Source organism: Ruania rhizosphaerae (assembly GCF_009805705.1).
In the GTDB taxonomy this organism is placed as follows: domain Bacteria; phylum Actinomycetota; class Actinomycetes; order Actinomycetales; family Beutenbergiaceae; genus Ruania; species Ruania rhizosphaerae.
Window position 1 is genome coordinate 1 of sequence record NZ_VSMB01000020.1, and the last position, 18,931, is coordinate 18,931.

Here is an 18,931-nt window from a genome sequence, read left to right on the forward strand (position 1 = left end):
CGCAGCACCTCCGAGCCGCGCGACTTGCCAGCGTTGCCCGGGGTGTAGGCAGTCAATCCGGCCAGCACGGGGTTCCGCAGCAGATCCTCGACGGTCGTGTATCGCCAGCCTCCGCGCTTACGGTTCGTCTGCGACGCCCGGGGGAGTGGCGCGTTCTCTTCGTCGAGCCACTGCACCACGCTGTAAATCGAGCCGCCAGCCAGAACGCGGTCCACCATGCCGCGCACGTACCCGACCCGCTCCGGGTCCTGCGCTAGCACCTTGCCGTGCCCGTCCGGGTTCGGCACGTTGCGCCAGCCATACGGCACTGTTCCGCCCACCACGCGCCCAGCCCGCAGTAGGTGGTCTCGGGCAGCCCTCACGCGGGCGCTGATGCTGGCAGCCTCCATCCGGGCGAACGCCGCAAGGATCGTCGCGAACAACTCACCCTGGGCAGTGGTCATGTCGATGGGATCTTCCACGCCGACGATGCCCGCCTTGCGGTCGCGCAGGCTCTCGTGCGCCGTGAGGAAGTCCAGCGTGGACCTGGCCAGGCGGTCGATCTTCCAGATGATGACGGCGTCGTACTGGCTGGGGCTGGCCAGCAGAGCCCGCCAGCCCTCGCGGTCCTGCGGGCGGTTGCGGGTCGCGCTCACGCCGTCGTCTATGAAGACCTCCACCACCTGCCACCCCCGAGCGGCGGCGTACTGCTCGGCAGCCTGCACCTGCCGCTCGATACTGACGGACTCCTCACTGGTGATGCTGATCCGGGCGTACACCACGCAGCGGCGGGCGGTGCTCGGGCTCATGCCTCGCTCCTTGCGTCGAGGTCCGCCTCGATGGTGTCCACGAGGCGCCGTCGCTCGGCGGCGGTGAGGTCCGCGTCGCGTGCTATCGCCATGGTCACCCCGAGAGCGTAGTTCGTCAGCTCGCTGTAGGTGCGGGCAGCAGCGGCGAGCGAGCGCCAGTTGGCCTCCATCGCTGGAGTGCTGGTGGCGGTCATCGTGCCACCGTCCAGGCTGCACGCGGCGCGTAGGGGTGGCCCGGGTGATCACCATCGACCAGGTACACCACCGGCTCCGCGCACTCGTCACAGTTGTAGTCGTGGTGCTCGTCGCACTCGGTCTCGCCGGCGATGTCCTCGCCGGAGGCCACGCCGCCTACCTGGAACTGGAGCGGCCAGTTCGGCTGATGCGCCAGCAGTACCTCGGCGCCCGGGTCGCACTCCTGCAGCTTCTCGATGAGTTCTTCAACGGTCATGGTGCCCTCTCCTTAGGACGGTGGGGTTGGCGGCGCTCAATGTACTTGGAACCTTCAGGGCAACACCGGTGCGGGTAAGACCACGCTGGTGGCGAGCGCACTCTCCCTGGTAGCGCCCGGCGAGCGGATCATCTGCATCGAGGAGGCGGCTGAACTCGTCCCCACCCACCCGCATGTGGTCCATCTGCAGGTACGCCGCCCCAATGTGCAGGGGGCAGGTGAGGTGACACTGCCGGACCTGGTGCGTACGGCGATGCGGATGCGCCCTGATCGGATCGTGCTCGGTGAGTGCCGCGGTGCGGAGGTGCGGGACGTGCTCGGGGCGTTGAACACCGGCCACGACGGCGGGTGGGCCACGATCCATGCCAACACCGCTCGCGATGTGCCGGCGCGCCTCATCGCGTTGGGCGCATTGGCGGGTATGCCTCCCGGGGCCGTTGCCGTGCAGGCCAGGAGTGCCATCCACGCTGTCTTGCACCTGGTGCGACGCCAGGGGCGGCGCATGCTCGCCGAGGTGGCGGTGCTGCGCCCGGACGGCGCCGAGGACTTCGCCTGCGATCTTGCGCTCACGCTCGGCCCGGACGGCGATCTCATCGAGGCCGGTGCCTGGCCTGGGCTCGCCCGCACGCTGGACTCGGGCGAGCCGCGCTGATGCTCGCCCTCGCCGCCCTGTTGCTTGTTCTGGCGACGGCGTTGCTCACCGTTCCCGGACGTCGCCTGCCGTCGATGCCCGCCACTGCGAAGACGACTCGTCCGCGCCGTCCGCGCCGTCCGCGCCGTCTGGGCCGTCTGGGCCGTCTGGGCCGTCTGGGGCGGCTGCGCCGTCGGGATGCGCGTGCCCAGACCCCGGTGGGCACCGTGCTGGTGGAAGTGGCCGCCCGTCTGCGCACCGGGGCGTCGGTCCAGGCGGCGTGGCGGGAGACGTGCGAGCGGTACGAGGACGTGCCCGTGCCGCTACGTGAGCTTGCGGGTGTAACCGGCCCGGGTGCACCCGGGCCAGGTGTGACCGGGCCCGGTGCGCCAGCCGCTGGAGCACGACAGGCAGTGCTGGCGAGCGGTCCTTCACCACGGGCAGACGCCGTCGCAGGGGCGGTGGCCGCGGTACGCATGGCCGAACGCCTCGGCGCACCGTTGGCCGACATCCTGGAGTCCTGCGCCCACGGGGTGGCCGAGGCCGAGGAGGCGGCCGCGCACCGGCGCACCGCGCTCGCTGCTCCACGTGCGACGGCGCGGCTGCTGGGCTGGCTCCCGCTTGCCGGCGTCCTGCTCGGGGTGGTCCTGGGCGTCGACCCGGCAGGAGTGCTCCTCGACGGAAGCTGGGGCACGGCCAGTATGGTGCTCGGTCTCACGCTCATGGCGGCCGGCCACCGGTGGACCGGCGCCCTGGTCGCCGCAGCCGAACGCACCGGCCGGTGATCTCGTGGATGCGCTGGTCCTGGTCCTGGTCGCCACGTCGTTGCTGCCCTGGGCACTGACCCGTCCGGTCACCGGGCGCCCGGCCGGACGCCCGATCGCGGCCCGGTGGCGCCGACGCCGCGCACACCCGGGGCACGTCGATCCAGCCGTACAACTGGACCTGGTGCGCAGTGCCCTCGCCGCCGGCGCATCGGTCCCCGCCGCGCTCGATGCACTCGGCGACGCGCTGGGCCGGGATGCCGGCGCCCAGCTGCGCCGTGTCGTGGCCGCACTTCGGCTGGGAGCCGACTGGGACGAGGCCTGGGACCTCATGGGGCCACCGGAGACGACGGCGTCGACCCGATCAGCGCTCCAGACCTCCGATTCCAGCCGGATCCGCGACTGCCTGGCACCGGCATGGCGGGACGGCGTGGACCCGGACCCGCTGCTGCGACAAGCGGCCGCGACGATTCGCAGCGGCCGTAGCGCTCGAGCGCGGGAGGCGGCGGCACGGCTCGGAGTGCGGTTGGTGCTGCCGCTCGGCTGCTGCCTGCTCCCGGCGTTCGTGCTGCTCGGTCTCGTCCCGGTGCTGCTCTCCACCGGTGCCAACCTCTTCCAGCCCTGATCGCCGTGACCGTGCTGATGACACTGCTGATGACCGTGGTGGCGAGCGGATGCTGATGTGTCCACAGCCCGCCCACTCCGGTCAGCGGCGCTGGCCGGGTGCGGCGCAGCCTGGTGACTCCCGGGGTCGACCGACCCCCGAACGAAGGAGAACACCATGACATCGACCACCATTCGGCCGGCTCATGTGGGCCGACCCGTGGCACGCACTCTCGCCCGGCGATGGGCCCGGCTATGCCGCCGGTCCGAGGCAGGGATGGCCACCGCCGAGTACGCGATCGCAACCCTCGCCGCTGTCGCCTTCGCGGGGCTGCTGCTGACGATCATGGGCAGCGACCAGGTGCGCGGCATGCTGCTGCAGATCATCCAGCAGGCCCTCTCGATCGGTTCCTGATGACCGGCGTCCGCGCACCGCACGATCGCGGTTCGGTGACCGCCGAACTGGCGATCCTGTTGCCCGCCGTGGTGCTGATGCTGGTGGCCGTTCTGACTGCGGCGGCAGCCGGGGTCGCTCAGGTGCGGTGCGCGGACGCCGCCCGTGCGGGTGCACGCGCCGCCGCACTGGGGGAGAGCACCGGACAGGTGGTGGCCGTCGCCGAGCACGTCGCCGGGGCGGACGTCGAGGTGGGCGTCTCCCGCGACGGTGAGTGGGTCACGGTCGGGGTTCGCACGGGCCTCCCGCTGGGGCCGCTCGGCCGGCTGATCGAGGTCTCCGCCGACGCGTCCACCCCCGTGGAGCCGGGATGGGCGGAGGGCGCGCCATGATCCGCCGCACCCGCGATCGCCGTGATCGTGGCTCGGCCACCGTTCTGGTGCTCGCCGTCGTGGCAACCGGCCTCGTCGCCCTTGTTCTCCTCGGTGGCCTGGTCCACGCCAGCCTCGCTCGCGGTACCGCCCAGGCGGCAGCCGATCTGGCGGCCATCGCGGCCGCACGCGATGCTACGCGAGGTGCACCGGACCCGTGCCGGATCGCCGCCGAGGTGGCCGAACGCAACGGCTCTGATCTGACCTCGTGCGTGGTCGCCGATGGCGCACTGGTGGACGTCCGGGTCGATGTCCCGGCCGAGCCGCTACCGGGATGGTCACAGGCCGCCGCGGCCGAGGCCCGCGCCGGCCCGGTCGGGATGGGATGACGATGCGCACGGGATGGCGGTGGCCCCGCCCTCTTCTGCCCGCCTGTCTTGAGACACTGCCCGCCTTGAGACACTGATGGAGTGACCCACCCGGACCCCCTGACGGCGCTGCTCACCCCACGGCGGCAGCAGGCCGGTCTCGTGCACGTGGAGACCGTGCCGGCCCGTGCGGGTCGCCACGCACCGTGGCCGTCGTGGGCAGACGCCGACCTCGTCGCCGGCTACGCCGCGCGCGGGGTGCAGCGCCCGTGGGAGCACCAGGTTGCGGCAGCCGAGGCCGCCTGGGCAGGCCGCCACGTGGTGCTGGCCACCGCCACCGGGTCGGGCAAGTCGCTGGCCGCGTGGCTGCCCGCCATCACTGCCGTGCGCGAAGCGTCCCGGAACCTCGGGACCAGTATCGCCGCACTCAACCGGCGCCCCACCACCCTGTACCTGAGTCCTACGAAGGCGCTCGCGGCCGATCAGCTGCACGGGCTGGAGACGCTCCTGCGCAGCGCGCAGATGCGGGACGTGCGCGCCGCCACCTGCGACGGTGACACCGCCCTCAGCGAACGCGACTGGGTGCGAGACCACGCCGACCTGGTGCTCACCAACCCCGACTTCGTGCATTTCTCACTCCTGCCACGCCACCAGCGGTGGCAACGTCTGCTGCGCGGGCTGCGCTACGTCGTCGTGGATGAATGCCACGCCTACCGTGGCGTGCTCGGCGCGCACGTGGCCGTGGTGCTCCGCCGCCTCCTGCGGCTCGCCGCTCATTACGGTGCTCGTCCGACGGCGATCCTCGCCTCTGCCACCACCGGAGACCCGGCCGCGTCGGCTGCCCGGCTGCTGGGCGTCGATGCCGACGCATTGGTCGCCGTGACCGACGACGCCGCGCCGGCTGGTCGCCGGACCGTCGCCCTCTGGCAACCGCCGGTGCTCGACGACGGTGTTCCGGTCGAAGAGATCGGTGAGGGGGAGGACGGTGTGACCGCGTGGCGGCCCACGGGTGCCCCGGCGGACGGCCCCCGGCGCTCCACCCTCGCCGAGACCTCGGAGCTGCTCGCCGATCTGGTGCGTAGCGATAGGCGGGCACTGGCCTTCGTGCGTTCCCGGGTGGGGGCCGAGGCGATCGCCGATCAGACCCGGTCGATGCTGCGGGACCGGCCCGGCGCTCTGGACAGAACCGCGACGAAACCGGCCGACACAGTCGCCGCCTACCGCGGCGGCTACCTGCCCGAGGAACGCCGCGAACTCGAACGCGCACTCCGCACCGGCGACCTGCGGGCGCTGGCCACCACCAACGCCCTCGAACTCGGCGTGGACATCTCCGGACTGGACGCCGTGCTCATCGCGGGCTGGCCCGGCACCCGCGTCTCCTTCTGGCAGCAGGTCGGCCGCTCCGGCCGGGCCGGCGCCGAAGGGCTCGCTGTGCTCATCGCCAGCGACAACCCCCTCGATGCCTACCTGGTGCACCACCCCGAGACGATCTTCTCCACCCCGATCGAGGCGACCGCCTTCGATCCCGGCAACCCGTACGTCCTCGCCCCGCACCTGTGCGCAGCGGCCGCCGAAGTCCCCTTGACCGAACAGGACCTGGAGGTCTTCGGGCCCACGGCTGCCGACCTGGTAGGTGAGCTGGTCGCACGAGGCATGCTCCGCCGTCGCCGGAACGCCTGGTACTGGAACTACTCCCGGCCGGAGGATCCGGCCGCCCTGACCGACCTGCGCGGCGGGGGAGGGCCACCGGTGCAGGTGGTCGAAGAAGGCACCGGGAGGGTGCTGGGGACCGTGGACGCCGGCCGAGCCGACGCCACAGTGCACACCGGAGCGATCTATGTGCACCAGGGCAGGACCTTCCTGGTCCGGGACTACGCCGACGACGTCGCGATCGTCACCGAGGCGCAGGTCGGCTACCGCACGCGCAGTCGCAGCGAGAAGCAGATCAGTGTGCTCGAGACCCGGGCGGAGCAGCAGTGGGGGCCGGTGCGCTGGTGCTACGGCGCACTCGAAGTCACCGACCGGGTGGTGGGTTACGACAGGCGACGTCTGCCCTCGCTCGAGCTCATCGGCTCCTACCCGCTGGACCTGCCCGAGCACACACTGCGCACCACCGGCTGCTGGTGGACCGCAGCGCCGGAGGTGTTCGACGACCTCGGCCTCGCACCGGCGGACCTACCCGGGGCGTTGCACGCTGCCGAGCACGCCGCGATCGGGCTGCTCGGGCTGGTCGCCACTTGTGACCGCTGGGACATCGGAGGCCTGTCTACCGCAGTGCATGCCGACACCTACCAGCCCACCGTCTTCGTCTACGACGGCTACCCCGGCGGGGCAGGATTCGCCGAGCGAGGATTTGCCGTGGCGAAGCAGTGGATCACTGCCACCCGGGACGCCGTCGCCGGCTGCTCCTGCGAGACCGGCTGCCCAGCGTGCATCCAGTCACCCAAGTGCGGGAACAACAACTCCCCGCTGGACAAGGCGGGGGCGCTCGCGGTGCTGGGGTTGCTGGTGGAGCTGGCACCCGGGGACGAGCGACCGGCCGGCTCGCGACCTGTCTCAACGACCATTGGCGAGTGATTCAAGCGCCCGAACCCGGCACGTGGTGAGGCAGGTCACTTTTCCTGGTTAGACTCACCGGACACCCGCACCACCTGAGCGGGTCTTTGGTCTGTTCGTCGAGGAGGACGGATGCTGCAGCTCGGAACATCGAGCCTCGTGATCGTGTCGGTGATCGCTGTCGTGGCGGTCGTGGCCCTGGTGCTCGCCGTGGTCCTGCGACGGCAAGTACTGGCGGCCGGCGACGGAACCCCGGCGATGCAGTCGATCGCCACCGCGATCCAGGAGGGAGCCCAGGCCTACCTGAACCGGCAGTTCCGCACCTTGGCGATCTTCGCCGTCGTGGTGTTCGCCCTCCTGTTCCTGCTCCCGGGCGACGGTGGCGTGAAGCTCGGCCGCTCGATCGCCTTCCTCTTCGGCGCAGCGTTCTCCGCCGCGATCGGCTACCTCGGCATGTGGCTCGCCACCCGCGCGAACCTCCGCGTGGCGGCAGCGGCCACGGGCCCGAACGGACGCCAGGAGGGCGCACGAATCGCCTTCCGCACCGGCGGCGCCGTCGGGATGAGCGTCGTCGGTCTCGGCCTGGTGGGTGCCGCGGCGGTGGTGCTCGTCTACCGCGGTGACGCCCCCGCCGTCCTGGAGGGTTTCGGTTTCGGCGCCGCACTGCTGGCGATGTTCATGCGCGTCGGCGGCGGCATCTTCACCAAGGCTGCCGATGTCGGCGCCGATCTGGTCGGCAAGGTCGAGCAGGGGATCCCCGAGGATGACCCACGCAACGCCGCCACCATCGCCGACAACGTGGGCGACAACGTCGGTGACTGTGCCGGTATGGCCGCCGACCTGTTCGAGTCCTATGCGGTCACCCTGGTCGCCGCGCTGATCCTCGGCAAGGCCACCATGGGTGAGGCCGGCCTGGTGTTCCCGCTGATCGTCACCGCCATCGGGGCGCTGGTGGCGGTGCTCGGTGTGTTCATCACCAAGGTGCGCGGCAGCGAATCCGGACTACGCGCCATCTACCGCGGCTTCTACGTCTCCGCCCTCATCGGCGCTGCGCTGGCGGCCGTGGCGGCCTTCGTCTACCTGCCCTCCTCCTTCGCCGACCTCACCGGTGTCGGGGAAGCCCTCGCGGACCATGACGGCGACCCCCGCCTGGTCTCGGCCGTCGCCGTGCTCATCGGCGTGGTGCTGGCAGGCGTGATCCTTGGCATCACCGGCTACTTCACCGGCACGACGGCGAAGCCCACCCGGACCGTGGCCGCCGCCTCCCGTACGGGTGCGGCGACCGTTGTCCTCTCCGGTATCGGCGTCGGGTTCGAATCGGCCGTCTGGACCGCGGGCATCATCGCCGCCGCGTTGTGCGGGCTGTTCCTGATTGCCGGTGGCTCGATCTGGTTGGCGCTCTTCCTCATCGCCCTGGCCGGTTGTGGTCTGCTGACCACGGTCGGGGTGATCGTCGCGATGGACACCTTCGGCCCGGTCAGCGACAACGCGCAGGGCATCGCGGAGATGTCCGGCGAGGTTGACGAGGAGGGTGCGCAGATCCTCACGGATCTGGACGCCGTCGGGAACACCACGAAGGCGATCACCAAGGGCATCGCGATCGCGACCGCGGTGCTGGCGGCAACAGCCCTGTTTGGTTCCTACGGCGACGCCGTCAGCATGGCGCTGGCCGAGCTCGGCGCGCAGGTCACCACGGACGGCACGGTCGCGGCCATGCTCAGCTACGAGATCATCAACCCCATCACGCTGGTGGGGGTGATCCTCGGTGGGGCGACCGTGTTCCTGTTCTCCGGGTTGGCGATCGATGCGGTCACTCGGGCCGCCGGTGCGATCGTGTTCGAGGTTCGCCGGCAGTTCCGTGACCACCCCGGCATCATGACCGGTGAGACCCGGCCGGAGTACGGCAAGGTCGTCGACATCTGCACCAAGGATTCCCTGCGTGAGCTTGCGACCCCGGGCCTGCTGGCGGCGTTCGCGCCGATCGCGGTCGGTTTCGGGCTCGGCGTGGGCCCGCTGGCCGGTTTTCTCGGTGGTGCGATCGGGGCCGGGGTGCTGATGGCGGTGTTCCTTGCCAACTCCGGTGGTGCCTGGGACAACGCGAAGAAGATCGTCGAAGACGGTCACTTCGGCGGAAAGAACTCCGAGGCACATGCAGCGACAGTGATCGGTGACACGGTCGGCGACCCGTTCAAGGACACCGCCGGTCCTGCGATCAACCCGCTGCTGAAGGTCATGAACCTGGTCTCGGTGCTGATCGCGCCGGCCGTGGTGATGCTCAGCGTGCCCGAGGATGCCAACCACACGCTGCGGATCGGGATCGCGCTCGGCGCCGCCCTGATCGCGTTCGGAGCGATCGTGGCTGCGAAGGTGCGTGCGGGCAAGATCGACATCACTGACGGCATCGATGAGAAGGAGACGGTCAGCACCGGTTCCTGAGCCTCAGTCTGACGGCAACGACACGGACGCGCACATCTGCGGCTGCCTGAGCCTGCAGACCACGTATCCGTGTCGTTGCGGTCACGGACTCCACTCGTCGACCGATGCGGCGAGGCTTAGCATCAGGTCATGGCTACCGCCCGCACGTACCCCGGCCCTGCCCGCACCGCCCTCATCACCGGCGCCTCCCGCGGGATCGGACGCCACCTCGCCGTCGGTCTCGCCGATGCTGGCCTGGACGTCGCCCTCCTCGCCCGGGACTCGGGTCGGCTGCAGGAGGTCGCCCACGAGATCTCCTCCCACGGGCGCAAGGCGCTCGTCCTGACGGCGGACGTCACCGATACCGACGCCGTCACCCGGGCGGTGGCCACCGCCGAGCAGGAGCTGGGCTCGGTGGACCTGCTCATCAACAACGCCGGGGTGATCGATGCGGAGGTGCCGCTCTGGGAGGCCGACCCGCAGGAGGTGCGGCAGGTACTGGACGTCAATGTCTACGGTGCGTTCCTGGTAGCCCGGGCGACGGTGCCGGGGATGCTCCTGCGCGGCGGGGGCCGGGTGGTTGACCTCAGCTCCGGCGCGGGCGTGCGGGACATGGACGTCATGGCCGGCTACAACATCGCCAAGACTGCGCTCTTCCGCATCGGCGGCGGGTTGCACGAGGCCGGGTACGAGCGTGGCCTACGCGCCTTCGAGGTGGCACCCGGGGTGGTCGCCACCGAGATGACGGCCGGCATGATCGCTCACGCGGACCGCACCGACTGGACGCCGCCGGAGGCCGTGACCGCGATCATCCGCGCGATCGCGACCGGCGAGCTGGATCATCTCTCCGGCTGCTACCTGCGGGCCGGGACCGACACGGTCGAGGATCTACGGGCGCGTGCTGCAGCCGCGACTGACGGGCAGCCCACTGGACGCCGCCTGACTGTCACGGATTGGGAGAGTCCTCTGGGGCAATGACCGGTGCGCGCGGCTACTCGCCACCTCTCGTGCCTGGCACCGTCTCGACATGAGCGGTTCAGCGGGTGGCCTGGCTCGTGACAGGTGTCCACAGCCGGTCGAGGGGCATGACGTGGAGGCGGTCGGCATAGGTGTAGGAGCGAGTCCCGGTGGTGAAGACGACTCCGCCCGCGAACCGTGGACCAAGGAGATCGCGCAACTGGGCCAGACCGCGAAAGTCGGAGCCGGGTGCGCGTTCGTTGGCCTTGACCTCGAACGCGAGGACGGTTCCGTCATCGTACTCGACCACCACGTCGACCTCGGCGCCATCGCTGGTTCGCCAGTGACCGACGGTCACCGCCTCATCGAGCCAGGACAGTTGCTTGCGGATCTCTCCGACGATGAAGGTTTCCAGCAGGTGCCCGAAGTCGGTCAGTGATGCCGGGTCAAGTCCTGCGAGCTTGTCGGGTGTGAGCCGCAGGAGTCGGGCGGCCAGGCCGGAGTCGACGACGTGGACCTTGGGTTTGGCGCTCACTCGCGAGCGCAGTGTCTTGCCCCAAGCTGGCAGTCGTACGACGAGGAAGAGGTCCTCGAGCAGCCTGAGGTGACTGTCGGCGGTGGCCCGGCTGACGCCTAGCTTGTCCGCAGTGGCGGAGGTGTTCACGAGTTGCCCGGTCTGCGCAGCGAGCAGGCCCAGCAGGTCCGTCATTGCTTGTCGTTCACGGATCCGGCTCAGTTCGAGAGCGTCTCGTTCGACCGATGCCCGTACGAAGTCGTCGAACCAGCGCGCTCGAGCCGAGCCGGAACGCCGCACTGCCAGGGGTAGCCCCGGCGCAGACGCGTTCCACGTAGTCCTGGCGGACGGTCTCGGAGGTCGGGATCTGCCCGACCGCGCCGTCAGGGTCGGCCCTGAGCGCCTCGAGCAGGTTCTCCCGGACTCCGGCGACCGCCGCCAGGTTCCCGACGACCGCCTCACGCACCTCGACGTCGTCCAGGTCGAGAACCGACCCTCGGGGGTCGGCTGCGAATCTACGCAGCACCGTGGATTCACCCACCGAGCGGGCCGTGCAATGCGATCACCGGTTCCACGGCGACCAGATCAGCCAGGCGCTCGCTGAGTCTGCGTGGCACGAGCGATTCCAGAACCATGGCACGAACTCAGCAGACATGAAGCCCACTACCTAGCAAATGTGAGTCACCGTACTGAGCAAACGTGAGCCGTTGAACGAAGCAACTATGCGAGCAGCTCGCCTTGCGACGTGGAGCAGGGGTGCCGACGCGCCAATGGCACGGGGGCAACGCCGCGTAGGAATACGGAGCCCTGCTCGACATCGACGCGGGTTGAGCGCGACGGTCCGGCTCGTGCGGCATAGCGCTTCCACACGAACAGGCGAGAATCCGGCCAGGGAATTTGTGGAGGGGTCGGTCGCTCCGGGCCGCCGGATGAGGATCCCCGTTCGGACCGACACGCAGATCAACACATCGTTTGATCGACCTCTACTGTCGTGTCATGTTGAGCGACTTCCTCATCGGAGCGGGCGCCTCCGCGTTGACGGGCCTCGGCCTGTGGGCCTTCCTGCCGCGAGGAGTCGCGCTCACACGCCGATACGGAAACGAGCCTGAGACGTGGATTCTCCAAAACATCTCGCCTGTGCCTGTGCGGATAATCTCGGTCGAGTGGCAGGGAGTCGACACGATGACAGGCGACCGGATCTTGTGGCAAGCGGTCCCCGTCGGTGCGCAACACGACGCTGCCGTGAGGATCGTTCCGGCCGAGGACGACCGCTTCTACGCGCTGACCCTCGAGCACGAACGGTGGTCTGGCTTCGTAGTGCGGCCAGGCGACAGTCTCCACGCGAGGGTTCTATCGAACCGCACGGTACGGATTCGATACCGCCGGGAAGGATGGACTGGCCTCTTCGAGCGGCGTGAGATCCGGATCGACGGCGGCACGTGAGCATCGGCACCAACCGGGATACTCGACACGTGGCCAAGTCTGAGAAGAAGACCAAGAAGGCGAAGGCGGCCCCAAGGTGGGAAGCCGACCCCGCCGGCGTCTTCTTCAGCGACCGGTTCAACGTCAACCCGGCGGTCCTCGACAAGTACGGGGCGTTCGACATCTCTGTAGTCTCCGACCTCCCGGTCTTCATCGACCCCTTCTTGCTGTTCAACAGCAGCAACAGGAAGTACGCGGCGCTCCACCACCAGATCCTTGACTACCTGCGGTTCTTGCGCGACCAGGCCTCCGACGACCTCGACCCTGGCCTCATCAAGAGCTGGTACACGTTTCGAGAGGTCAGGCAGAACTGGCTCGGCTTCACCGTCGGTGGCAACGACGGGCGCGGCCTCGGTCCCAAGTTCGCCAAGGCTCTGCACGCGGCGCTCGGCGAGATTCTTAAGAACTTCGGCGACGAGACCATCACCAGCTCTAGCCACCTGGAGAAGCTCGCACTCATCCGGCCCGGTGTCGGCCGGGACAGCATCTCCGACTTCGCGACCAACCTCATCAAGCACTTCCTGCTCGACTACACCGAGCAGTTCGCGAGGAAGCACTTAGCCGAGAGCGATGTCAAGCAGGTGACGGTCGAGCGCGCCGCGTTCAACTACGGCACCGAGACGTGGATGTCCCGCACCTACGCCCTCCCGTGGACCGAGGGTGACTTCGTCATCCTCACCCCGACTGACCTGCTTACCAGGGACGAGACCTGGATCAACCGCGCCGACATGCTCAGGAGCTTCGACCGCCTGCCCGGCGTCGTCGACAACGACCAACTCCGGGCTGACGTCAACCGGTACTTCAAGTCCATACTCACTCGAAAGCCCACCCAACTTGAGCGCGACCGTGCCCGCACAGCCACGATCACCGCCTTCCCTGAGCTAATCGACTGCTACATCAAGCTCAAGGAAGACACTGGCGACCAAGCTGTCGCCACCAGCAAGGAGAAGGTCGGCAGTACCCTGCGCCTGGTGCGGCAGGTGCAAGTCGCTGCACGCGACATCACCGATAAGACCGACCTGTTCGAGAAGCCGTGGACGTCCTTCGACGAGGCCCTGGCCGCTGTGCACATCTTCAAGGACTACGTTGAGAACCAGGACGGGTACCGGATCATCAACCGCGGCGACGGGAAACCGTTTGCGAGCGAAGCTGAGGTGCAGGCATTCTTCGGCCTCCTGCTCCAGGCCAGCCGGTTCGACGTCAACCGCGAACCGAACAACGGCCGCGGTCCCGTGGACTTCAAGCTCTCGATGGGCTTGGACAAAAGTCTCATCGAGTTCAAGCTCGCGAAGAGCAGCAGCCTCGAACGGAACCTGTCCAACCAGGTCGACATCTACGAGACGGCGAACAAGACGAAGAAATCGGTGTTCGTCGTCATCTGCTACACCGCAGCCGACAAGACCAAGGTCAACCGCGTCATCAAGAGGCTGAAACTCGACCAGCCCGACGCCCGCCCGCTCGTGGTCGTCGACGCGCGCGCCGGCAACAAGCCGTCCGCCTCCAAGGCCTGACTCCGGACCAATTCTGGCCGCGAGGTTCGAATCACGTTACTGAGTTACCCCGGCCACCCGGCGTCCTGCCCCGATGTAGGGGTGCAGTGCGTCAATCTGGGCGGCATGCAGCGGTACTCGCGCCGCATGTGTCATTCCGACCCGCAAGCCGAACCTGCCGGGGCGGAGTCGGCTCAGGTCGGTCAGTGCGTCGGTCAGGGGATCCCTGAACACTGCCAGCCGTGTCCACCGGCGGCGAGAAGAACGTGGGCTGGTCGATCGACCTACCGGTGCGGGCGTCGCGTATCGAACGCCTCCTTCCGAGTGCGCTCTTGCTCGGCGCACCGCTTCCGCCGATCTAGCTAGTCGGACCCTCGGGACTGGACCGGCTGAAGTCCGAGCTTGCCAGTACCGTTGTCCACTGGCAGAGCAACGCACGACGTGTGCGTGTCGATCCTTTGCCACAGACGGCCCCTCGGTACGCTGAACCGAGCGGATTGATGAGTGGCCGCGCTCATACCCGCGATACCTGTGTGCGTCCAGCCGGGAGTGCTCGTGGCGATATGCGTTGAGGAAGACACGCTAGACGACGTCATGCGCCAAGCTATCGGACAGTTGCTGGAGGCCGGTGAGAGACCGGACGTGAGTCAAACTCGGGGCGGGAACATCGAATCCCTCGGTGCGCGTCTTCAATTGAACAACCCGAGGGCCCGCCTGAGCAGAACTGAGTCACGCCGCAAGGTTCCGACCGCGATCGCTGAGCTCGCCTGGTACCTGAGTGGATCTGATAGTGCAGCAGCGATCGCGCCGTGGATCGGCGTGTACACCCAAGAGGCTGAACCAGACGGACGAGTTCACGGCGCGTACGGGCCCCGACTGTTCGGAGCCGAAAGCGGCGCACAGTTCGAGCGGGTTGTCCAGATGCTCAGAGAGTCCCCCGGCACGCGACGCGCGGTGATCGCCATCTTCGACCGGAACGACAACTACGGAGACCGCAAGGAGAACGTGCCCTGCACGTGCACGCTGCAGTTCCTCTGCCGAAACAATCGTCTGCACATGGTGACGAGCATGCGTTCGAACGATGCGGTGCTCGGGCTCCCACATGACGTGTTCGCGTTCACGATGTTGCAGGAGGTAGCGGCCCGCGAGCTCGACCTGGACCTCGGCGTGTATATTCACCAAGCAGCGAGCTTTCACCTCTACGACAATCACGTTTCGATGGCGGAGGCATTCCTCGCCGAAGGTTGGCAAGCAACGACGGAGATGCCACCGATACCCCGGGGCTCACAGGCGGCGTCGCTAGGGGGCTTGGTGGCGGCCGAGCAGCAGATCCGCGAGGGGGTGCGGTTCGAGATGTTGACCATGCCGGCTGAGCCGTACTGGGCTGATCTTGTGCGTATCCTTGCCTGGGAGACGGCACGTAAGGAGCGCGACATTGCAGCAATGCAAGCGATAGCTGTCACCCTTGTAAACGACGAACTGAGGGAGTTCGCACTGCTAACCTAACGCATGCCGCCCATGCTCTTAGAGTGAGAACTGAAATTCATCCTGTCAACCTCGACCCGAATAGGCACCCGCCGATGTATTCGTCTATGGCCCGCTTGCTCGAGCTGCTCGTCACGCAGACTCGCGAATCCACGGTGATCAGCTGGGCTGGTCCCGTGCCGTTTTTTGGCGATTTAAGTTCGGCCAAGGTAGCCACAGTGGGCATCAACCCGAGCAATCTTGAGTTCGTGACGAATGATGGCGTAGAATTGGACCAAGAAGCACGGCGACTCCACACGTTAAGATCATTGGGAATCTCGAGTTGGGATGCAGCCGACGGCACTCATGTTCGTGCGCTAGTCCGGACGTGCGAGAGGTATTTCACTCGCAATCCTTATCGACGATGGTTCGATGTGCTTGAGCGATCGATGGCTCCGTCAGGTTACTCATACTACCCCCTTGGTGAGCGTCGCATGTGTCACCTGGACCTTGTGCCGTTCGCCACGTCAGAAAAGTGGGCCTACTTGCCTCCGGCAAACAGACGTGCACTCGTCGATCAGGGACGGGAGGCGATGGCGGAGTTGATTCGCGACTCGCCTCTGGAGTTCCTAATACTGAACGGCCGCTCGGTCGTCACCGAGTTCGAGACATTCGCTGGGGTTCGTCTGGATGCGCACCTGAGGGACGACTGGTCGCTGCCGCGACGCGACGGCAGCCAGGTCGAAGGTATGCTGTACACAGGTCAGATCGACAGGCTCGGCTCAATCGAGTTCGAACGGTCCGTACAGGTGATCGGATACAATCATAATTTGCAAAGCAGTTTCGGTGTGACGTCGACTGCGATGCGAGCTATCGGCGAATATGTGGGTGATCAAATTGCCAGTGCGACCAATAGTAAGGCCTGCAGACCGACCCCTGTATGAAAAAATACTGGCCGTCTTGGAGACGTTCGATCCTTCGATCGAGGCGCTCCCAGGTATCGCAGATCGGGATTCCCGAGAGTGCCTGACGGCGCAGTTGATCGAGAGCATGAGGCGCCGGCGATTCGTAGTCGAATACTTGCGCAGCGCCAAACTCAGCGACTCGTGCCTAGTCCCCGCGACCGGAAAGTTCGACCCGATCCGTGGTGCAATCCTAAAGTCCAGGGACGGCGAACTCGACGAGGCGTGCTGGCTGGTTTTCCTGTCGGTCCAGTTCGGCTACCATCGTAAACGCGGTTGGGATCTTGTGTCAGCATTCTATGGCCGCGATGGCGGGACCAAGCTGTGGACTTGGGAAGAGGCGAGTAGAGATCTGCCTGGCGTTCGCGCATGGCTGGATGCGAACCGAGCGCAACTCAGCGCATCGGGACTCGCGTTCGGCAACCACCGCAAGTACGAGAGCCTGTCTGGATCCTCGGGACCGGGCACCGGTTCGGTAGTCTCCAGCTACGTCGGCTGGGTCGCGTCGGCTGGCCATGCCGGGGGCAGGCCTGAGGCGGTGTCAGCAGCCAACGGCGAAGAACAGTTCCGGCTCGTGTTCAAGGCCATGAAGAAGGTCCATCGGTTCGGTCGGATTGCGCGGTTCGACTATTTGACGATGCTTGGCAAGACGGGCGTGTTCCCGGCTCTGGTGCCGGACTCAACGTACTTAGCGAACGTGAGCGGGCCAAGGGCGGGGGCTTCCCTATTGCTGGATGGCGGCTTGAAATCGCAACACAGTCCGCGTCAACTCGAGAGACGACTGGTCCCGATCCGTGAGGCGATTAATGTAACGAACGATGTGTTGGAGGATGCTCTCTGCAACTGGCAGAAGAGCCCTACTGCGTTCGTGCCTTTTCGAGGGTAGTGCCGTTCCAAGCGAACCATCGTTTCAGGCTGTTGTGCTCATTCCTGCCCAAGATTCCGCTGTTCTGAAGTTGCCCCACCACGATACCAGGTGAGATCCCGGCGATCTGAGCGATTTTAATGATTTGGCGGTAAGACTGGGGCCGCGAGTCAAGGTCCGCTCCGCCGAGTAGTAGATGGGCGACGAGCCGATTCGCTTCGTACTCTAAATGGTTATCCTGGGTAGCGTCCTCGGCGTCGTCGGAATCGATGAACGGCCCGGTGAGGTCGTGCATCAGCGCATGCGCCGCCTCGTGGTAAAAGGTGAACCAGAAATGGTCGTCCGATAGGTGGCGCGCACTCAGTGAGATGAGCGGGGCTCCCTTGTACAGCCGAGTAGCTCCACTTGCGGTGCATCCCTTTGGCGTGCGGACTACCACGAGTCGAACGCCAGCGGAGGCGCAGGCTTCGACAAGTGCTGGCACAAATCTGGTCGGGTTTGACTGTCGGGTCAAAGCCCGGACTTCAGTTAGTGCCCGCTCGAAGCCTTTTGGTGTGAATGCGCTTTGGATAGTTACTCGGTTGGCTTGGAGCTCACAGGCTCTAAACCACACGGCTGTCGCGTTGGTCTGGTGTTCGTGTGCACGCGAGGTTCGGAAGAGGGCGTTGTCAACTTGGGCAGCGTAGGTGGCGTCCCATTCTGCGACGGTGTGGACGTCGAAGTAGTCCAGGCAGGCTGCTATACGTTGCTTCCAGGTCGTGGGCTGGGCGATCCAGCCCCATTCAGACATCTGCTTGAGTGGGAGCGCCCTGGACCAGGCATCCGCATGTACGCGATCGAGGTCATCGCGGTATTGAGCTTCTCGGGTGAGCCAGAAAGCGGCGGTTGCGCCAAGGTGATCCGAAAGTGCACGTGCCGTCGAGAGATTGATGCCCAAGTCGCCAGAAAGTAAGCGTTCGAAGTCTAACGTCGTGAGGCCGGTTGCGTCGGCGACACGTTTGGGCGTTAAATGACGGTCACGCATTACAGCCTGGATTGTTTCGCCAGGTGGGGAAGCCCACCGTGTCGAAATTCCACCATTGCTCATGACGGCCTTCCAATCTGAGTCAGGCGAATTCGACGGACCTGTGGCCAGTCGACGCTGCCGGTGTCGGTGATTCGTGGCCGTTTATGGTTCGACTCGAACGTCATGACGACTTCATCGGCGAGTTCAACTTCGAGCAAGTCGCACTCCTGTCCCCTTCGCGTCGTTCGACCGACGGGCATGTCGTCGATGCAGTCGACGGCTCGGAGGTCCGCGAGCCGGAGTCGTAGGACGCCTGCGACGTCCTCGCCCAGCTGCGACGTGGCGACATCGGGGTCCTCACATATCGTCCGAAGCTCCTCGGTTTCAAAGGAAAGTATCATCGGGTCGCCGTCCTGAACTTGGTCCAGTCTCAAACCTACCCTCTCTGGTGGAGCAGACGAACGCGGCACGCGGTGTGCTTCTCCTTCCGCTAGCGCGGATCACCGACCCGGCTCGCCCGGGTGCGGCGATGCCCCGTCCAGACGTCCCCCGGCGTAGACGACGAGGTCTGAGACGGTCACGAGGCTCTTGATGTCTTCATCGGGAATAGGAATCGACAGACGGTCTTCAATCGCCACCACGATCTCTGCGATGGCAAGCGAGTCGAGATCGAGGTCGTCGGTCAAAGACTTGCTGAGCGCGAGATCTTCAAGGGGGATGCCTGTCACATCATTGATCACGTTGCGCAGGGCTGCGAGTACCTCTTCGTTGGTCGCCACCCTGTGGTCTCCTTCCAATGTGCCGCCCCTGGGACGGCGGTGCACCGAGTGCCACGTTTGCGCCCGGACTC

Annotated in this window: 22 protein-coding genes; 14 read left to right on the top strand and 8 right to left on the bottom strand. The window is 66.7% G+C overall.

From position 1 onward, the window contains the following. The 3 genes from FV560_RS18945 to FV560_RS18955 all read right to left on the bottom strand — a co-directional run. The coding region (locus FV560_RS18945) for a recombinase family protein (RefSeq protein WP_159623361.1) at positions 1–788 on the bottom strand (788 nt) is incomplete at its 3' end. Further along, the gene (locus FV560_RS18950) at positions 785–982 is read right to left on the bottom strand and encodes a hypothetical protein (protein ID WP_159623363.1); all 198 of its coding nucleotides are present in this window, start codon (positions 980–982) and stop codon (positions 785–787) included. The genes FV560_RS18950 and FV560_RS18945, both read right to left, overlap by 4 nt. Then, positions 979–1,239: a hypothetical protein gene (locus FV560_RS18955; protein ID WP_159623365.1), complete on the bottom strand. Its 261-nt coding sequence runs from the start codon at positions 1,237–1,239 to the stop codon at positions 979–981. The genes FV560_RS18950 and FV560_RS18955 overlap by 4 nt, the downstream gene beginning before the upstream one ends. Before the next feature lie 88 nt (positions 1,240–1,327). Between FV560_RS18955 and FV560_RS18960 the strand changes: the two genes are divergently transcribed. The 9 genes from FV560_RS18960 (at position 1,328) to FV560_RS19005 (ending at position 10,319) form a co-directional block, all read left to right on the top strand. Beyond that, positions 1,328–1,891 (top strand): ATPase, T2SS/T4P/T4SS family, encoded by a 564-nt coding sequence (locus FV560_RS18960; RefSeq protein WP_235020235.1) that lies wholly within the window; start codon positions 1,328–1,330, stop codon positions 1,889–1,891. Continuing rightward, positions 1,891–2,655 carry a type II secretion protein F gene (locus tag FV560_RS20195; protein ID WP_200837812.1) on the top strand — a complete coding sequence of 255 codons (765 nt, stop codon included), beginning with the start codon at positions 1,891–1,893 and terminating at the stop codon, positions 2,653–2,655. The genes FV560_RS18960 and FV560_RS20195 overlap by 1 nt, the downstream gene beginning before the upstream one ends. A 4-nt stretch (positions 2,656–2,659) precedes the next feature. Beyond that, positions 2,660–3,259 (top strand): type II secretion system F family protein, encoded by a 600-nt coding sequence (locus FV560_RS18975; RefSeq protein ID WP_159623369.1) that lies wholly within the window; start codon positions 2,660–2,662, stop codon positions 3,257–3,259. Between the two features lie 156 nt (positions 3,260–3,415). Continuing rightward, a complete protein-coding gene (locus FV560_RS18980; RefSeq protein WP_159623371.1) occupies positions 3,416–3,652 on the top strand; it encodes a DUF4244 domain-containing protein in 237 nt (78 codons plus the stop codon). Then, positions 3,652–4,023: a TadE family type IV pilus minor pilin gene (locus FV560_RS18985; protein WP_159623374.1), complete on the top strand. Its 372-nt coding sequence runs from the start codon at positions 3,652–3,654 to the stop codon at positions 4,021–4,023. Before FV560_RS18980 ends, FV560_RS18985 begins: the two co-directional genes overlap by 1 nt. Next, positions 4,020–4,391, top strand: coding sequence for an Rv3654c family TadE-like protein (locus FV560_RS18990; protein WP_159623376.1), 372 nt, complete (start codon positions 4,020–4,022; stop codon positions 4,389–4,391). Before FV560_RS18985 ends, FV560_RS18990 begins: the two co-directional genes overlap by 4 nt. Before the next feature lie 81 nt (positions 4,392–4,472). Beyond that, the gene (locus FV560_RS18995) at positions 4,473–6,947 is read left to right on the top strand and encodes a DEAD/DEAH box helicase (protein ID WP_159623378.1); all 2,475 of its coding nucleotides are present in this window, start codon (positions 4,473–4,475) and stop codon (positions 6,945–6,947) included. Positions 6,948–7,058: 111 nt separating this feature from the next. Beyond that, positions 7,059–9,362 (top strand): sodium-translocating pyrophosphatase, encoded by a 2,304-nt coding sequence (locus FV560_RS19000; RefSeq protein WP_159623380.1) that lies wholly within the window; start codon positions 7,059–7,061, stop codon positions 9,360–9,362. 129 nt (positions 9,363–9,491) lie between these two features. Next, a complete protein-coding gene (locus tag FV560_RS19005; RefSeq protein WP_159623382.1) occupies positions 9,492–10,319 on the top strand; it encodes an SDR family NAD(P)-dependent oxidoreductase in 828 nt (275 codons plus the stop codon). A 58-nt stretch (positions 10,320–10,377) separates the two neighbouring features. Here the strand turns inward: FV560_RS19005 and FV560_RS20445 are convergent, their stop codons facing one another. Next, on the bottom strand, positions 10,378–11,007 hold the full coding sequence (locus FV560_RS20445) for an ATP-binding protein (protein WP_235020236.1): 630 nt from the start codon (positions 11,005–11,007) through the stop codon (positions 10,378–10,380). Positions 11,008–11,017: 10 nt separating this feature from the next. Next, entirely contained in the window at positions 11,018–11,338 is a 321-nt protein-coding gene (locus tag FV560_RS20450) for a hypothetical protein (RefSeq protein ID WP_235020237.1), read from the bottom strand. A 473-nt stretch (positions 11,339–11,811) separates the two neighbouring features. Between FV560_RS20450 and FV560_RS19015 the strand changes: the two genes are divergently transcribed. The 5 genes from FV560_RS19015 to FV560_RS19035 all read left to right on the top strand — a co-directional run bounded on the left by FV560_RS19015 (position 11,812) and on the right by FV560_RS19035 (position 17,096). Beyond that, positions 11,812–12,255, top strand: a complete 444-nt coding sequence (locus FV560_RS19015) for a hypothetical protein (RefSeq protein WP_159623384.1) — start codon at positions 11,812–11,814, stop codon at positions 12,253–12,255. Between the two features lie 29 nt (positions 12,256–12,284). Further along, on the top strand, positions 12,285–13,805 hold the full coding sequence (locus FV560_RS19020; protein ID WP_235020238.1) for a hypothetical protein: 1,521 nt from the start codon (positions 12,285–12,287) through the stop codon (positions 13,803–13,805). A gap of 483 nt (positions 13,806–14,288) precedes the next feature. Then, complete coding sequence (locus FV560_RS19025; RefSeq protein ID WP_159623386.1) at positions 14,289–15,290, top strand: thymidylate synthase; 1,002 nt, start codon at positions 14,289–14,291, stop codon at positions 15,288–15,290. A 23-nt stretch (positions 15,291–15,313) separates the two neighbouring features. Continuing rightward, positions 15,314–16,192, top strand: coding sequence for a hypothetical protein (locus FV560_RS19030; protein ID WP_200837814.1), 879 nt, complete (start codon positions 15,314–15,316; stop codon positions 16,190–16,192). A gap of 16 nt (positions 16,193–16,208) precedes the next feature. After that, a complete protein-coding gene (locus tag FV560_RS19035) occupies positions 16,209–17,096 on the top strand; it encodes an alpha-glutamyl/putrescinyl thymine pyrophosphorylase clade 3 protein (RefSeq protein ID WP_159623388.1) in 888 nt (295 codons plus the stop codon). Here the strand turns inward: FV560_RS19035 and FV560_RS19040 are convergent. Genes FV560_RS19040 through FV560_RS19050 form a run of 3 tightly spaced genes read right to left on the bottom strand, consistent with a single transcriptional unit; the run spans position 17,068 to position 18,860 of the window. Continuing rightward, positions 17,068–18,099 (bottom strand): ImmA/IrrE family metallo-endopeptidase, encoded by a 1,032-nt coding sequence (locus tag FV560_RS19040; RefSeq protein ID WP_159623398.1) that lies wholly within the window; start codon positions 18,097–18,099, stop codon positions 17,068–17,070. The genes FV560_RS19035 and FV560_RS19040 overlap by 29 nt on opposite strands. A gap of 59 nt (positions 18,100–18,158) precedes the next feature. After that, positions 18,159–18,551 (bottom strand): killer suppression protein, encoded by a 393-nt coding sequence (locus FV560_RS19045; protein ID WP_159623400.1) that lies wholly within the window; start codon positions 18,549–18,551, stop codon positions 18,159–18,161. Between the two features lie 30 nt (positions 18,552–18,581). After that, positions 18,582–18,860, bottom strand: a complete 279-nt coding sequence (locus tag FV560_RS19050; RefSeq protein ID WP_159623402.1) for an acyl carrier protein — start codon at positions 18,858–18,860, stop codon at positions 18,582–18,584. Positions 18,861–18,931: the final 71 nt, after the last annotated feature.

Bases quoted from the DNA above. Each gene is read 5' to 3' on its own strand.
- FV560_RS19040 (WP_159623398.1), bottom strand. From the start codon at position 18,099: ATGCGTGACCGTCATTTAACGCCCAAACGTGTCGCCGACGCAACCGGC.
- FV560_RS19000 (WP_159623380.1), top strand. From the start codon at position 7,059: ATGCTGCAGCTCGGAACATCGAGCCTCGTGATCGTGTCGGTGATCGCT.
- FV560_RS19005 (WP_159623382.1), top strand. From the start codon at position 9,492: ATGGCTACCGCCCGCACGTACCCCGGCCCTGCCCGCACCGCCCTCATC.
- FV560_RS18980 (WP_159623371.1), top strand. From the start codon at position 3,416: ATGACATCGACCACCATTCGGCCGGCTCATGTGGGCCGACCCGTGGCA.
- FV560_RS18950 (WP_159623363.1), bottom strand. From the start codon at position 982: ATGACCGCCACCAGCACTCCAGCGATGGAGGCCAACTGGCGCTCGCTC.
- FV560_RS18990 (WP_159623376.1), top strand. From the start codon at position 4,020: ATGATCCGCCGCACCCGCGATCGCCGTGATCGTGGCTCGGCCACCGTT.
- FV560_RS20445 (WP_235020236.1), bottom strand. From the start codon at position 11,007: ATGACGGACCTGCTGGGCCTGCTCGCTGCGCAGACCGGGCAACTCGTG.
- FV560_RS20195 (WP_200837812.1), top strand. From the start codon at position 1,891: ATGCTCGCCCTCGCCGCCCTGTTGCTTGTTCTGGCGACGGCGTTGCTC.
- FV560_RS18955 (WP_159623365.1), bottom strand. From the start codon at position 1,239: ATGACCGTTGAAGAACTCATCGAGAAGCTGCAGGAGTGCGACCCGGGC.
- FV560_RS18985 (WP_159623374.1), top strand. From the start codon at position 3,652: ATGACCGGCGTCCGCGCACCGCACGATCGCGGTTCGGTGACCGCCGAA.